General features: G+C 70.5%; 10 protein-coding genes and 4 pseudogenes. 3 read left to right on the forward strand and 11 right to left on the reverse strand.

Annotation, left to right across the window (positions count from 1 at the left end):
* Positions 1-180 precede the first annotated feature (180 nt).
* From LRS10_RS21435 to LRS10_RS25400, 7 genes and pseudogenes are all read right to left on the reverse strand, one after another.
* On the reverse strand, positions 181-1,668 hold the full coding sequence (locus LRS10_RS21435) for an NAD-dependent succinate-semialdehyde dehydrogenase (protein ID WP_257839235.1): 1,488 nt from the start codon (positions 1,666-1,668) through the stop codon (positions 181-183).
* A 144-nt stretch (positions 1,669-1,812) separates the two neighbouring features.
* Positions 1,813-2,439: pseudogene (locus LRS10_RS21440) on the reverse strand (aminotransferase class III-fold pyridoxal phosphate-dependent enzyme); the annotation flags it as partial.
* A 37-nt stretch (positions 2,440-2,476) separates the two neighbouring features.
* Positions 2,477-2,677 (reverse strand): annotated as a pseudogene (locus LRS10_RS21445) (aminotransferase class III-fold pyridoxal phosphate-dependent enzyme); the annotation flags it as partial.
* Positions 2,678-2,720: 43 nt separating this feature from the next.
* Positions 2,721-2,882, reverse strand: a pseudogene (locus LRS10_RS21450) (hypothetical protein); the annotation flags it as partial.
* 269 nt (positions 2,883-3,151) lie between these two features.
* A complete protein-coding gene (locus LRS10_RS21455; protein ID WP_257839015.1) occupies positions 3,152-4,402 on the reverse strand; it encodes a TonB-dependent receptor in 1,251 nt (416 codons plus the stop codon).
* On the reverse strand, positions 4,399-5,232 hold the full coding sequence (locus LRS10_RS21460; protein ID WP_257839016.1) for a TonB-dependent receptor plug domain-containing protein: 834 nt from the start codon (positions 5,230-5,232) through the stop codon (positions 4,399-4,401). Before LRS10_RS21460 ends, LRS10_RS21455 begins: the two co-directional genes overlap by 4 nt.
* A gap of 10 nt (positions 5,233-5,242) precedes the next feature.
* Positions 5,243-5,521 (reverse strand): annotated as a pseudogene (locus LRS10_RS25400) (TonB-dependent receptor); the annotation flags it as partial.
* Positions 5,522-5,752: 231 nt separating this feature from the next.
* Between LRS10_RS25400 and LRS10_RS21465 the strand changes: the two are divergent.
* Positions 5,753-6,292, forward strand: a complete 540-nt coding sequence (locus LRS10_RS21465; protein WP_257839017.1) for a hypothetical protein — start codon at positions 5,753-5,755, stop codon at positions 6,290-6,292.
* Here LRS10_RS21465 and LRS10_RS21470 read toward each other — a convergent pair.
* From LRS10_RS21470 to LRS10_RS21485, 4 genes are all read right to left on the reverse strand, one after another.
* Positions 6,286-7,230 carry a glyoxylate/hydroxypyruvate reductase A gene (locus tag LRS10_RS21470; protein WP_257839018.1) on the reverse strand — a complete coding sequence of 315 codons (945 nt, stop codon included), beginning with the start codon at positions 7,228-7,230 and terminating at the stop codon, positions 6,286-6,288. The genes LRS10_RS21465 and LRS10_RS21470 overlap by 7 nt on opposite strands.
* A gap of 4 nt (positions 7,231-7,234) precedes the next feature.
* Positions 7,235-8,200: a LysR substrate-binding domain-containing protein gene (locus tag LRS10_RS21475; RefSeq protein ID WP_257839019.1), complete on the reverse strand. Its 966-nt coding sequence runs from the start codon at positions 8,198-8,200 to the stop codon at positions 7,235-7,237.
* A 116-nt stretch (positions 8,201-8,316) separates the two neighbouring features.
* Positions 8,317-9,816 carry a CoA-acylating methylmalonate-semialdehyde dehydrogenase gene (locus LRS10_RS21480; protein WP_257839020.1) on the reverse strand — a complete coding sequence of 500 codons (1,500 nt, stop codon included), beginning with the start codon at positions 9,814-9,816 and terminating at the stop codon, positions 8,317-8,319.
* A gap of 85 nt (positions 9,817-9,901) precedes the next feature.
* Positions 9,902-11,596: an amidohydrolase gene (locus LRS10_RS21485; RefSeq protein ID WP_257839021.1), complete on the reverse strand. Its 1,695-nt coding sequence runs from the start codon at positions 11,594-11,596 to the stop codon at positions 9,902-9,904.
* A gap of 215 nt (positions 11,597-11,811) precedes the next feature.
* Here LRS10_RS21485 and LRS10_RS21490 point away from each other — a divergent pair, with 215 nt between their 5' ends.
* Together LRS10_RS21490 and LRS10_RS21495 are read left to right on the forward strand one after the other, a co-directional pair.
* Positions 11,812-13,089 carry a DUF1206 domain-containing protein gene (locus LRS10_RS21490; protein ID WP_257839022.1) on the forward strand — a complete coding sequence of 426 codons (1,278 nt, stop codon included), beginning with the start codon at positions 11,812-11,814 and terminating at the stop codon, positions 13,087-13,089.
* Positions 13,083-13,463: a hypothetical protein gene (locus LRS10_RS21495; RefSeq protein WP_257839023.1), complete on the forward strand. Its 381-nt coding sequence runs from the start codon at positions 13,083-13,085 to the stop codon at positions 13,461-13,463. Before LRS10_RS21490 ends, LRS10_RS21495 begins: the two co-directional genes overlap by 7 nt.
* Positions 13,464-13,483: the final 20 nt, after the last annotated feature.

Consider the following 13,483-nt stretch of genomic DNA (forward strand, 5'->3'; position numbering starts at 1 on the left):
TGGTTCGAACGTCGTAGAAGCTGAAGGGGGACGCCGGTGGCGGTCGATCCGACCACCAAGCCGCCGGCGCGGCGGACCTCCGACGGCCGGGCGCAGCCGCTTGCCACGGCGGTCGCGCCGAGGCCGGCCAGCACGGCCCGCCGGGACTCTCCCGGGGGCGGCGTCATCGGCCCGCAGGGCTCATACGGGCTCTACCTCGAGGCAAAGCGTCTTGGTGTCCACGTAGTCGCGCACGCCGAACAGCGAACCTTCCCGCCCCAGGCCGGATTCCTTGACGCCCCCGAACGGCGCCACCTCGGTGGAGATCAGCCCGGTGTTGATCCCGACCATTCCGTACTGCAGGGCGCCGCCCACCCGCCAGACCCGCGAGTTGTCGCGGGTGAAGACGTAGGCGGCAAGGCCGGCGGATGTGGCGTTCGCCAGCGCGACGGCCTCCTGTTCGGTCTCGAACCTCACCAGGCCGGCGACTGGACCGAAAGTCTCCTCCCGGCAGAGCAGCGCGTCTCGCGCAACATCGGCCAGCACCGTGGGTTGGTAGAATGCGCCGGCCCCTTCGGCGGGGGCGCCGCCGGTCAGCACGCGGGCGCCGTCGCGAAGCGCGTCGGCCACATGGGCCGCGACCTTCCCGCGGGCGCGGTCGTCGATCAGAGGCCCCTGGTCCGTCGGACCTTCCAGGCCATCGCCGATGCGGAGCTCGGCCACCGCCTCGGCCAGGCGTGCGGCAAAGGCGTCGTAGATCCCGGCCTGGACGTAGAAGCGGTTGGCGCAGACGCAGGTCTGTCCGGTGTTGCGGAACTTCGACGCGATGGCGCCGGCGACCGCCTTATCCAGGTCGGCGTCGTCGAACACCAAGAAGGGCGCGTTGCCGCCAAGCTCAAGGCTGACCCGCTTGACGGTGGCCGCGCAGCGGGCCGCCAGCATCTTGCCGACGGGGGTCGAGCCCGTGAAGGTGAACTTGCGGACGCGCGGATCGGTGGTCAGCACCTCGCCGATCGCCGGCGCGTCGCCCATGACGATATTGAGCACGCCGGCCGGCAAACCGGCCTCTTCGGCGAGCACCGCGAGGGCCAGGGCGGAGAGCGGTGTCAGCTCAGACGGCTTGAGGACGACCGTACAGCCCACCGCAAGCGCCGGGCCGACCTTGCGGGTGATCATCGCCGCCGGGAAGTTCCAGGGGGTGATCGCCGCCACGACGCCCACCGGCTCATGCGTGACCACGATCCGCTTGTCGGCGAGATGGCCCGGGATGGTCACGCCGTAAACCCGCCGCGCCTCCTCGGCGAACCACTCGACGAAGGCCGCCGCATAGGCGACTTCGCCACGCGCCTCCGATAACGGCTTGCCCTGCTCCGCCGTCATCAGCCGCGCCAGGTCCTCGGCATGCTCGAGGATCAGCCGGCGCCAGTCTTTCAGGATGTCGGCCCGCGCCTTGGCGGGCTGGGCGCTCCAGGCGGGGAACGCGGCGTGGGCGGCGGCCACGGCGGCGTCCGCCTCCGCCGCGCCCAGCCGCGCAGCCCGCGCCAGCACCCCGCCGGTGGCGGGGTTGCTGACCTCGAAGCGCTCGGAGGTCTCCAGCCAGGTCCCGTCGACGAAGCCCGCCTCCCGCAGGAGGTCGGGGCGCCGGAGGGCGAGGCGCTGGCGTTCGTCGGCTTGGGCCACGGCGTTCATGCGCCCTGTGGCGCGGCGAGCGCCGCCTCGAGAAGGTCCAGCCCCTCGTGGAGGATGGCGTCGGAGGCGGTCAGCGGCGCCAGGGAGACGGATCGTCTCCCCGAACGGCCCGCAGGAGAGGACGATCAACCCCAGCTCCAGGGCGCGCGCCGTGACGGCCTTCGCCGCGGCGCCGTCCGGCTCGCGGCTGCCGCGGGACGCCAGGACGTCGAAGGCCACCATGGCGCCCGGGCCCCGCGGCGGCGAGACGGGGACCAGATCGTTCCGCGTTGTGAAGCTGCGCAGGCGCTCGGTCAGGACGGCGCCCTGGGCGTTCGCCCGCCCCACCAGATCCTCGGCCTCGATCACATCGAGCACCGCCAGGGCCGCGGCGCAGGCGATCGGCGATCCGCCGTAGGTGCCGCCGAGGCCGCCTGGCTCCACCCGGTCCATGACGTCGGCCCGGCCGATGACCCCCGAGAGCGGGAAGCCCCCGGCCATCGACTTGGCGACCGAGATCAGGTCCGCCTTCACCGGATAGTGCTCCATGGCGAAGAGCCTGCCCGTGCGGGCGAAGCCGGTCTGCACCTCGTCGGCGACCAGCAGGATGCCGTGTTCGTCGCACACGGCCCGCATCGCCGTCATCAACTCCACGGGGACAGGGTTGAAGCCGCCCTCCCCCTGGACAGGCTCGAGGATGATGGCCGCAACGCGGTCGGGGGGGGACATCGGCCGCGAACAGGAACTGCAGCGCCCGCAGCGTATCGTCCAGCGACACGCCGTAGCGCTCATTGGGGAACGGCAGGTGATACACCTCCGCCGGCGCCGGCCCGAAGCCGCGCTTGTACGGCGCGACCTTGCCGGTCAGGCCCATGGTCAGCTGGGTCCGGCCGTGGAAGCCGTTGACGAACGCGATCACCGCCGAGCGGCCCGTCGCGGCCCGGGCGATCTTGACCGTGTTCTCCACCGCCTCGGCGCCGGTCGTGAAGAAGATCGTCTTCGCCGGGCCGTCGATGGGGGGCCAGAGCATTCAGGCGCTCGGCAAGCTCGATGTAGGGCGCATACGGGACGATCTGGAACGCCGTATGGGTGTAGAGGTCGAGCTGCCGCTGCACGGCCTCGATCACGCGCGGATGGCGGTGTCCCACGTTGAGGACGGCGATCCCCCCCGGCGAAATCGACATAGCGGCGGCCTTCCGCATCCCAGAGCTCGGCGTTCTCGGCGCGCGCCGCATAGACGGCGGTGGCGTTGCCCACGCCGCGGGGAACGGCGGAGGCGCGGCGGGCGTGTAGGTCGGCGTTGGCGGGCACGGCGATGACTCTTGGTTGCAGAACTTGAGCGAAGGTCGACAATTCGCCGGAGGGACGACAGGCGATAACGGGGCCTGGATTGGTGACTGGAAGTCACCTCCCGGCGATCGCGACGGATCGCGAATGGAAAAGGCGCTCCCCGGGGGGAGCGCCTCGGCCCGGAGCGACGGGGAGGATCGCCGCCCGCGGGCGGTCAGTACCGAGCTGTCGCCTGGATGCCGATCACCCGCGGCTTGATGGTGTTCCCGGTCCAGAGCGGGCCGGCCTGGTAGATCGGCGCGTTCGTCGTCCAAGACACGTTGTTCAGCGCGTTCTCGACATAGAGCTCGAGGGTGACCTCCGGCGTCACCTCCACGCCGGCCCGGAAATCGAGCTGGCTGGTGGCGTACAGCCCCTCGGTGCGGGTCCGGTCGTAAACGGAGGCGACGGGGTTCTGGTAGGGGAACGGCCCGTCGTTAGCCGACTTGGAGCTCCACTGCCCGCGGACGAAGGCGTCGCGACCGGCGACCTCGAAGGCGTACTCGGCCGCCAGGTTGAGCGTCCACGGCGTGGCGCCCAGGGTCTGCCCCTTGAACACCAAGGGCGAGGTGCCGACGATGATCGTGCTGTCGTAGTAGGCGTCGGTGTAGCCCACAGCCGCGCTGAGGGTCAGTGCGTCCGTGGCGCGGACGGTGACGTTCAGGTCGCCGCCCTTGCTGATGGCGGAGGCGGTGTTGGCGACCAGGCTGAAGGCGCAGGGCAGACGGATCTGCTGCTGGATGTCGGTCCACTTGGTGTGGAACAGCGACGCCTGGAAGGAGACCCGCCTGTCCAGGAAGGCGCTCTTCACGCCGATCTCGTAGGTCTTGGTCTTGTCCGAGTCGTAGGTGTCGCCACCGTCGATGCCGAGCACCGCGAGGTCCGCGGCGCAGACGTCCGGCACCGCCTTGTTCACCCCGCCAGTCCGGTAGCCCTTGGCGAAGGAGCCGTAGATCAGGGTGTCGTCGCTCTGCTGCCAGGACAGCGCCACTCGCGGCGTGAAGGGCTTCTCGCTCAGCTGGCCCGAAGCCGTGGCGATCCCGCCGGCGTAGGAGACCCCGCGTTCGATGATGTCGAACTTCAGGGTGTCCTTGGAATAGCGGCCCCCGACGCTCAGGGTCAGGTCGGGGATGATCTCGAAGTCGACATTGCCGAACACCGCCGTCATCTTCTCGATCGTGTTCTCGTTGCCGTAGTAGCGGTGCACCCCGTCGACCATGAACGGGGCCGCCGCCAGTGGCCGGCCGATCTGGATCTGATAGGCCAGCGGGTAGTGGGCCGAGGTGATCGGCACGTCCGACTTCAGCGACGAGCGCGAGTGGTAGAGGCCCGCCGTCCAGCGCAGACGCGCGGTCGGGTCGGCGCTGTTGAAGCGCAGCTCGTGCGTGGCCAGCCGCTGCTCCGCGACCGGGTTCTGGTACGTCACCGGGCGAAGGCCGGGAATGAGCGGGAACAGCCAGCGGGCTCCAGGGAGACGCGGTCGTTGGTATGGGTCGCGTCGTTGAACGCGTTGGACTTGCGGTACAGGTAGGAGCTGACAGCCGTCACCGTCATCGGCTCGAGCTCGGCCACCACCTTCATCGCGGGCAGGATGAACCGGTCGCTCTGCGGCTGCGCGAACGGCGCGTAGCTGGTGAAGTCCCCGCTGTCCGGGTCGGCCACGCCGCGCGGACACGGGTTCACCGTCGGCGCCAGCGGGATCGTCGCCGGGCACACCGTATAGAGCGCCGGCCGGTCGTCCTGCTTGACGTTCTGGTAGTAGAGGCTGGGCTGGATCGACAGCCAGTCCGTGGGGGCGATGTTCAGGGCGCCGCGGAAGATCGAGGCATGGGTCGCATTGCTGTTCGGGTTGCGGTCGTTCGGGTCCTGCCAGCTCTGACGGTCGATCCAGCCGCCCTCCTCCCGCTGCAGGAAGCTGACGCGGAAGCCCAGCCGGTCGGCGATGATGGGGCCGCCCACCGCCACCCCGGCCTCATAGCTCGGGTCGCCGTCATCGACGATGCTGGCCCGGGCGCGGGCGTATACGCTGTAGCTCGTCAGGCTGGGCGTCGGGGTGATGAAGCGGATGGCGCCGCCTTGGGAGCTCGAGCCGAACAGCGTGCCCTGCGGGCCGCGGAGCACCTCGATCCGCTCGAGGTCGAAGATGTAGGGGACCGTGCTCCCCGAGTAGTTGATGGAGGCGTTCCGGGCCTGAATGGGAGTGTCGTCGATATAGACCGCGGCCGTTGCGGGCGCCGGCGGTCGATTCGATGCCACGGATCGCGATGCGCTGGGTGCGGTCCTGCGGGATGTCGACGCCCGGCGTCTGCAGGGCCACGTCGCGGACGTCGCGGATCCCGCGCTGGTCCATGGCCTCCTGGCTATAGGCGCTGACGCTGATCGGCGCCTTGCTCAGCTGCACCGCCTGCTTGGTGGCGGTGATCACGATCTCCTCGACCTGGGTGGCCGACTCCTGAGCGGCGGCAGCGCCGCTCGCGCCGACCGCGGTGGCGGCCAGGGCGGCGCCCATCAGCAGCCGGCCGCGTCGCGAAACCTTCATCCCCATCCTCTATCCCCTCTCGTGTTGGCCCGCGCCTGTGGCGTCTCGGCCCGCAGCCTTGGCCGCACCCTTGCTTGGCCCGGAGCTTCCGCGCCTTTGCGCCCCCTCGGGAGGTGCAAAACACAGCCTGAGTGGTGTCTCACGGTCACCACCCGTCTCGAAGCCGGACGTCGTCCCCGCCCCGCCATCCCGTCCCGGCGGTTGACCCGGGGCGCGGCCTCCCGGAGACCAGAGCGCATGGTCCTGCGCGCCCTGGCCGTTCCGGCCGCCCTCGCCGCCCTCATGTTCCCCGGATCCGCCGGCGCGTCGGATGCCGGCCTCATCGGCCGCCTGTCGGCGCGCAGCTTCGTCGTCCCGGACGCCCGAGGCGCCCCCGTCCCACTCGAGTTCAGCGCGCCGCACGCCGGCGTCGTGGAGGTGCGGATCGCCGGCGAGGTCACCGATCGATACCGGATCGACTCGGATGGCGGGGGCGAGCACGTCCACGCCGCAGCGCCGGATCTCGTCTCACAGGCGACGTTCGCCCCCGACAGCTGGTCGCGGAGCTACAAGGGCCTGACGGTGACCTACGCCCTGAGCCCGGAGGGAGATCTCGTCGGGCGCCTCAGCGGCGCCGTCGAGGCCTGGCAGGCGCCCAGGTTCGTCTACGCCCATAATCCGCACCGGCCTGACCTGGCGCGCCGCCTGCGCGACGCCGTAGAGCGCGCGCATGCGGAAGCCGACCGCTACGAGGGGCACGACCACGACCACGATCACGAGGACGGACCGGCTCAGTAGCCGGCCTGAGGGTCCACGATGTCGGCGACAGGCTCGCCGCGCAGCAGGCGGCCGAGATTGGCGGCCACCACCTCCGCCGCAGTCTCCGGATAGGTGAAGGCGGCGGCGTGCGGGATGACCCGCACGCCGGGATGGCGCCAGAATGCATGCTCCGGCGGCAGCGGCTCGCTGCGGAACACGTCGAGGGTCGCCGCCGCGATCCGGCCAGACGCCAGGGCGTCGAGCAGATCTGCCTCGACCAGGTGGGCGCCGCGGCCCGCCTGGATCAGGCAGGCGCCGGGCGCCAGGCGGGCGAAGAGCTGCGCGTTCAGAATCCCCTCGGTCTCGGACGTCAGCGGCAGAACGCAGACGAGGATCTCGCAGCCATCGGCGAAGGCTGGAAGGCCGGCCGGGCCGTGGAAGGTCTCCACGCCCTCAAGCGCCTTGGGGCGACGCGACCAGCCCCGCACCTGGAAGCCCAGGTCGGCTAGAGCGCGGGCGCAGCGCCCGCCGAGCTCCCCCAGCCCCATGACGCCGACGCGCCGGCGGCCGATCCGCGGCGGGCGCAGCGGCCTCCATGTGGCGTTCGCCTGCTGCTGTTCGTAGACGTGGACGAGGCGATGATGATGCAGCGTGCGCATCACCACGAACTCCACCATGCCGTCCGCGAGGCTGGGATCGACCATCCGCACGATCGGCACGGCCGGAAGCGTGGCGTCCGCCAGCAGCCCGTCGACGCCCGCGCCGAGCGAGAAGATCGCCTGCAGGTTGGGGAACGACCGCCAGAAGCCCGGCGGGTTCCCCCAGGCCATGCCGAAGACCACGGCGTCTGCGTCGGGCGCATCCGGCCAGACCCACAGCTCGACGCTTGAGAGCGCGGCCTTCAGCGCGTCGCGCCACGCCGAGGTATCGACGCCTTCGCAGGCGAAGAGCAGCACCGGCTGGGAGCCCGCGACCACCGGGCTAGTCCAGGGCTGGATCGTCGGCGGCCGCGCGCTCGAGCCAGCGCCGGAACTTGAGGATGGCAGGATCGCGCCACCGATCCTTGCGGACCCGCAGGGCGTAGGCGCCGAAGCGGATCTCCGGCTGGTCCGGCTGCAGCTTCAGTTGGACCAGCTCTCCGGATGCCAGCTCGTCGCCCACCAGCAGCGCGTTTGTCAGCGCGACGCCCTGCCCGCGACGAGCGGCGTCGAGGGTGAGGTGGGCATGCCAAAGCCGCGGGCCGCCGAGCCGCTCCGGCGCCTGCACCTGCCGGGCCGCGAGCCAGGCGCGCCACTCGCTGTCGTCGTCTTCGTGGAGCAGGGTTTCCCCGAGCAGAGCCGACACCGGCGCGTCGGCCCCGAGACGGGCGGCCACGGAAGGACTGGCGGCGGGGAACACCGACGGCCGCGCGATCTCCACAGACTGAACGTCGGGGTCGTGAGGCGGAGCCATGTCCCGTACGTACCGGATGTCCGCATCCGCCTCATGGCGCCCGAAGTCGGGGGCGTGATCGGTGGGCCGCACCTCGAGATCGAAGCCCGGGTGGACGGCGTTGAATTCCGGGAGGCGTCGGATGAGCCAGCGATAGGCGAAGCCGGGCACGCTCCAGATGACGAGCCGGCTCTCGTCGCCACGATGCGTCAGATCGAGCGTGGCGCGGCTGATCTCCTCGAGGGCGGCGGAGATCCGGGCGAGATATTTGGCGCCCTCCTGGGTGAGTTGGCCGCCGCGATCGCGGTCGATCAGCTTCACGCCCGCCCACTCCTCGAGGGCGCGCAGGTGGCGGCTCACCGCCGCGTGGTCCACCCCGAGTTCCTGGGCCGCGCGCCGGATGCCGCCCAGCTGGCCGACCGCCTCGAAGGCGCGCAGGGCCGCGAACGGCGGCAGGAGGCGGCGCGCCGGCGCGGACCGCCCTCCAGCTCCCGGTCGTGGGCCTTCCCGCGCCATAACGCTCTCTACCGACTCGACAACGCGCACGGTCGGGAGATCGAACCCGCTTGTCAAAGCCCGGCTTGTCGCGGGGCTTGCGCCGTCCTCCGCCACCCTCAGGCCGCCGCGGCTCGTCACGCCATGGTCGGGATGACGAAGCTCTGGTCGGTCGCAGCGGGTCCGCTCCTGGGCCAGCGCTGGGTGACCGTCTTGGTGCGGGTGTAGAAGCGCACCCCGTCCATCCCGTACTGATTGAGGTCGCCGAAGCCGGAGCGCTTCCACCCTCCGAAGGAGTGGTAGGACACCGGCACCGGGATCGGCACATTGATCCCGACCATGCCCACCTCCACGTCGGTGGCGAAGCTGCGCGCCGCCTCGCCGTCGCGGGTGAAGATGGCGACGCCATTGCCGTAGGGGTGACGCGAGGCGAGCCCCACGGCCTCTTCCAGGCTCTGGGCCCGCACCACCTGCAGGACAGGTCCGAAGATCTCCTCCTGGTAGCTGCGCATGTCGGATGTGACCCGGTCGAATAGCGTCGGCCCCAGGAAGTAGCCCTCCTCGTGCCCCTGCAGCTGGAAGCCGCGGCCGTCGATGACCAGTTCGGCGCCCTCATCGACGCCCAGCTGGATGTAGCCCTCCACGCGCGCCTTGTGGGCTGCGCTGACAACCGGGCCGTAGTGCGCCTCCGGGTCGGTCGAGACCCCCACCCGAAGGCCGGCGATCGCGTCGACGAGACGGGCCCTTAGAGCCGCCGCCGTCGCCTCGCCGACCGGCACCACCACGGGCAGCGCCATGCAACGCTCGCCAGCGGACCCGTAGGCCGCGCCCAGGATGTCGTTCACCGCCTGGTCGAGGTCGGCGTCCGGCATGACCACGCCGTGGTTCTTGGCGCCGCCCATGCACTGCATGCGCTTGCCGGCGGCCGCACCGCGGCCGTAGACGTACTGGGCGATATCCGACGAGCCGACAAAGCTGATCGCCTTGATCTCCGGATGGTCGACCAAGGCGTCGACCACCAGCTTGTCGCCCTGCACCACGTTCAGCACGCCAGCCGGCGCGCCGGCCTCGAGCAGGAGTTCCGCGAGGCGGACCGGCACGGAGGGATCGCGCTCCGAGGGCTTGAGGATGAAGGCGTTGCCCACCGCAATGGCCGGCGCGAGCATCCAAAGCGGGATCATCGCCGGGAAGTTGAAGGGGGTGATCCCCGCACAGATCCCCAGCGGCTGGCGCATCGAATAGACATCGATGCCGGGACCCGCTCCGACGGTATGCTCACCCTTCAGCAGGTGCGGCGCGCCGCAGACGAACTCCAGGACGTCCAGCCCGCGCTGGATGTCGCCCCGGGCGTCGGACACCACCTTGCCGTGCTCGGAGGCCAGCCGTTCGGCGAGGGTGTCCATCTCGGCCTCGATCAGCCGCTTGAACTCGAACATCACCCGAGCGCGACGCTGCGGGTTCATCGCCGCCCACGCGGGTTGCGCCTGGCGAGCCGCGGCGACCGCCCGTTCCACCGTGTCGGCGTCGCCGAGCACCACCTCCGCCTGGGGGCGACCGAGGTTGGGATCGAACACCGGCTGGCGCCGCGCGCCGCCGTCGACGGCCTGACCGCCGATGTGATGAAGGATGGTGCGCACTGGGGAATCTCCGCGCAGCGTCGGCTCCGGCCCCTAAGGGACGGACGACGCGGCTCTGCCTTGGGATTGTAAGGGGGCGCTGGCCCTAGCGGGCGTAGGCGACCTTGCCGTCGAGGATGGTCATGTCGACCGGGATGTCGGCGAGCTTGTCCTTCGGGGCGGTGAGCGGATCCTGCGCCAATACGACCAGATCCGCCACCTTGCCGACCTCGATCGAGCCGAAGTCCTTCTCCAGGAAGTTCGCCTCCGCGCTCCAGATGGTGAACATCCGGATCCCGTCCATGACGCTGATGGCTTCTTCAGGCTGCACGATCGTGCCGAACTTGGTGTCCCGGTTCACCGCCCGCTCGATCGAGAACATCGGATAGGTGGCGAAGTTCTGGGTGCCGATGGTGTCCACCCCGCCTGCGGGACGGAAGCCCCGGTCGATGATGGTCTTCATCGGGAAGAACTTCACGTCGGGCTCTCGCACATTGACGTCGGTCAGCCGCCACAGGAACGCGACCTGGGGCGAGATGATCACATTGCTGCGCTTCATCCGCTGCAGCCGCTCCTCGGTGCGTTGGGGGTCCTGCACGAGGAAATGGGCGAAATGCTCGATCCGCAGCCGCGCGTCCTGGCGGGGCGCCGCCGCCTGGGCGGCCTCGTAGGCGGTCAGCACCATGTCCTGCGCGCGGTCGCCGTTGGCGTGCACCTCGACCTGCCATCCGTTCCGGTAGGCGCGCAGCACCAGGCTGTTCAGGGTTTCCTGGTCATAGGTCACGCCGCCGGTGTTGTTGGGGATCCAGGTGGTGCCCGAGCCGTTCCAGAACGGCTTGTAGACCGCCGCCGTGGTGCCCCACACGCCGTCGGCGAAGAACTTCACAGCGCCGAACCGCAGCCAGTCGTCGCCTAGGCCGGTCGTCACGCCCGAAGCTTCCACCATGTCCAGCATTTTCGGATCGCGCACGAAGTAGTTCATGCGCACGCGGGTCGGCAGCCGTCCCTCCTTGCGCAAGTCCTGCATCGCCCGGTAGGCGGTGGGCGAGGACAGGTCCGAGACCGTGGTGACGCCCTTCTTGAGATAGAAATCGTCGAGGATGCCGCGGACCGCCTCCTTCAGCTCCGGATAGGCGAACGCGTCCTGCGCGGGCCAGGGCGCCGGGGCGTCGCGCACGATGAAGACCTCGCCGTTCGGCAGCCGCTCGTAATGTCCCGAATGGCCGGGGCCGGGATCCGGCCAATCCTTGGTCAGCCCCATCACCTGCGCCGCCTTGTGATTGATCAGCGAGTCGTGCGCGCTCCAGATCAGGCGAACAGGATTGTCGGGGAACGCCTTGTCGAGCTCGGCGCGCGTCGGCATCACCTGGTTGTAGGTGCCCTGCCCCACGAGCCAGGCTCCAGGCGGAAGCTTCGCCTGCGCCTTCTTCAGCTCCGAGATGATGGCCTTGCCATCCTTCAGCGGCGGCGCCTGGATCTTGATGTAGCGGCTCTCGACGCCCGCCATTCCCTCGACATGGGAGTGGGCGTCGATGAAGCCCGGCAGCAGCGGCCGCCCCTTGAGATCGATGACCCGGGTCTGCGGGCCGCGCCAGGCGGACACATCCCCGCCCACGGCCACGATGCGGTTGCCCTTCACCGCCACGGCCTGCGCAACCGTTGCGTTGGCGTCCACGGTGATCACCTTGCCGTTGATGAGCACGAGGTCGGCGACCTGGGCCTCCGCGGCCCAGCCCGAACCCGCCGCGGCCAGGGCCAGCGACACTGTCACCGCCGCCAGAATGCGCTTCGCCGTGTGCATGTCAGAGACTCTCCTTCGCCCGATTGCAGCGGAAGGCCGCCCGTGTGCCAAGGTGTGAACCGAGGCCCGGGCGGTGACTGGCGGTCACCAGCCCGAGGCCGCGCGGCGGCGCAGCGACGGCGTCGCCCCTTCGAGCGGCGACACGCCGTCGCTCTTCTCATGAACCATCCGGCCGCTCGGCGCTTCATGCGCCGTTAGAACGGAGGTGTCGCTGAATGAACGGTCCCGGTCACATGGCCAACGCCCGCGGGTTCGAACTGCTGACCCGGATCGGCTTCGCGGCGCGCGGCGCGCTCTATCTCACGATCGGCTATCTGGCGATCGAGGCTGGCCGGACGGAAAGCAGCACCGGGGTGCTGCGGATGTTCGCCGAGGGCGGCGCCGCGCGGTTGGCGCTCGCCGTCATCGCCCTGGGCCTGCTCGCCTACGGCGCATGGCGACTGCTCTGCGCCGCCTATGACCTGGAAGGCAAGGGCCACGAGGCCAAGGGCGCGGTGTCGCGGGCGGGGCAGGCGCTGAGCGGCGCCATCCACGTCGGCCTCGGGCTCCTGGCGGGCGGCCTGCTCCTGGGCTTGGCCTCCGCGGGCAGCAGCGGCGGCGGCGGCGGCGGCGGCGGCGGCGGATCGATCGCGGCCTGGGTGCTGGACCTGCCCGGCGGCGAACTGATCCTGCGCGGGGCGGCGGTTGCGATCATCCTGGGCGGCCTGTCCCAGGCTTGGGCGGCTTACAAGCTCGACTTCCTCGAGCAGCTCGACGCCGAAGCCGCGCGGCGCGCCTGGGTCGCCTGGTCGGGCCGCATCGGCTACGTCGCGCGCGGCGTGGTGTTCGTGCTGGTCGGCCTCATGCTGTGGAAGGCGGCGGGCCAGGGCGCGCCGGAGGCTGCTGGCGGGACCGCCGAGGCGCTGGCGACGCTCGAAGGCTGGCAGCGGACGGCGGTCGCCGCCGGACTGTGCCTGTTCGGGGTCTTCAGCATCGTCCAGGCGCTCTACCGCCGGATCGCCAAGCCGGATCTGCATCGCGTCTCCCCCCCGACCGCGCCAGCGGCCGGCCTGACGCCGTTCTCACGGGCTGCGCCGGCGCCGCGCCATCGCTCAATGCCCGCCCTCGACCCACGGCACGCCGGCCGCCCTGAACGCCTCGGCGAGCGCGGCTTCGAGGTCCAGCGCCTCCCACGGCCGCAGCGGGTTGAGGTGCGCCACGAGCGCCGGCAGCAGTTGCACGCCGAAGCGCCGCACGGCGCCGCTCGCCTTGTAGCCCCGCTTGTGCTGGTCGAACCGCCAGTCCGGATCGCGGGACGTTTGGCCGACGTAGAGTCCCCAGGGCTCCAGTCCGCGCCGCGGATCATGCAGAAGCACGACATAGACCGAATGCCGCGCTCCCCTGACCCCGCGGGTGGTTGCAGACAGCGTCTGCGCAGCGCGGTTCGCGCGCTCAATCCAATCCGGTCCGCCCGACATAGGATCGATACTAGCTCGGTGCGCCGTGGATGCTGAAGATGACGTCTCTCCGCCCCGAAGCGCTCAGGCTTCAAACACACGGCTTTCCCGGTCCCCCCTGGTCCGGACGCCGTTCAGCAGGCGCATTCACCCCCTGTTCAAAGCTGCCGGGCGACAAGCCCGACGGTTTACGCGTGGAGCTCCGGCTGTTGGCCACCTTTCGCCACTACATGTTGAGTGTTCAGGGACAGATCGAGTTCGGTGACTGGATCGAGGCGCCCGATCTGGTGGAAGCGCAGCGCCAGGCCGTAGGCCGCTGCGGCGGGCGGTTCCCGCGCTGCGAGATTTGGCAGGGTGCGGAGCGGCTCGCGGAGTTCACCTGCGGGCCGGAGCAGCAACCGCTCCCCTCGCCCGGGCCCGACGCCCATTAGATCTCGGGCGAGCTGAGCGG

The sequence above is a fragment of the Phenylobacterium sp. J426 genome, from assembly GCF_024699945.1.
Taxonomy (GTDB): domain Bacteria; phylum Pseudomonadota; class Alphaproteobacteria; order Caulobacterales; family Caulobacteraceae; genus Phenylobacterium.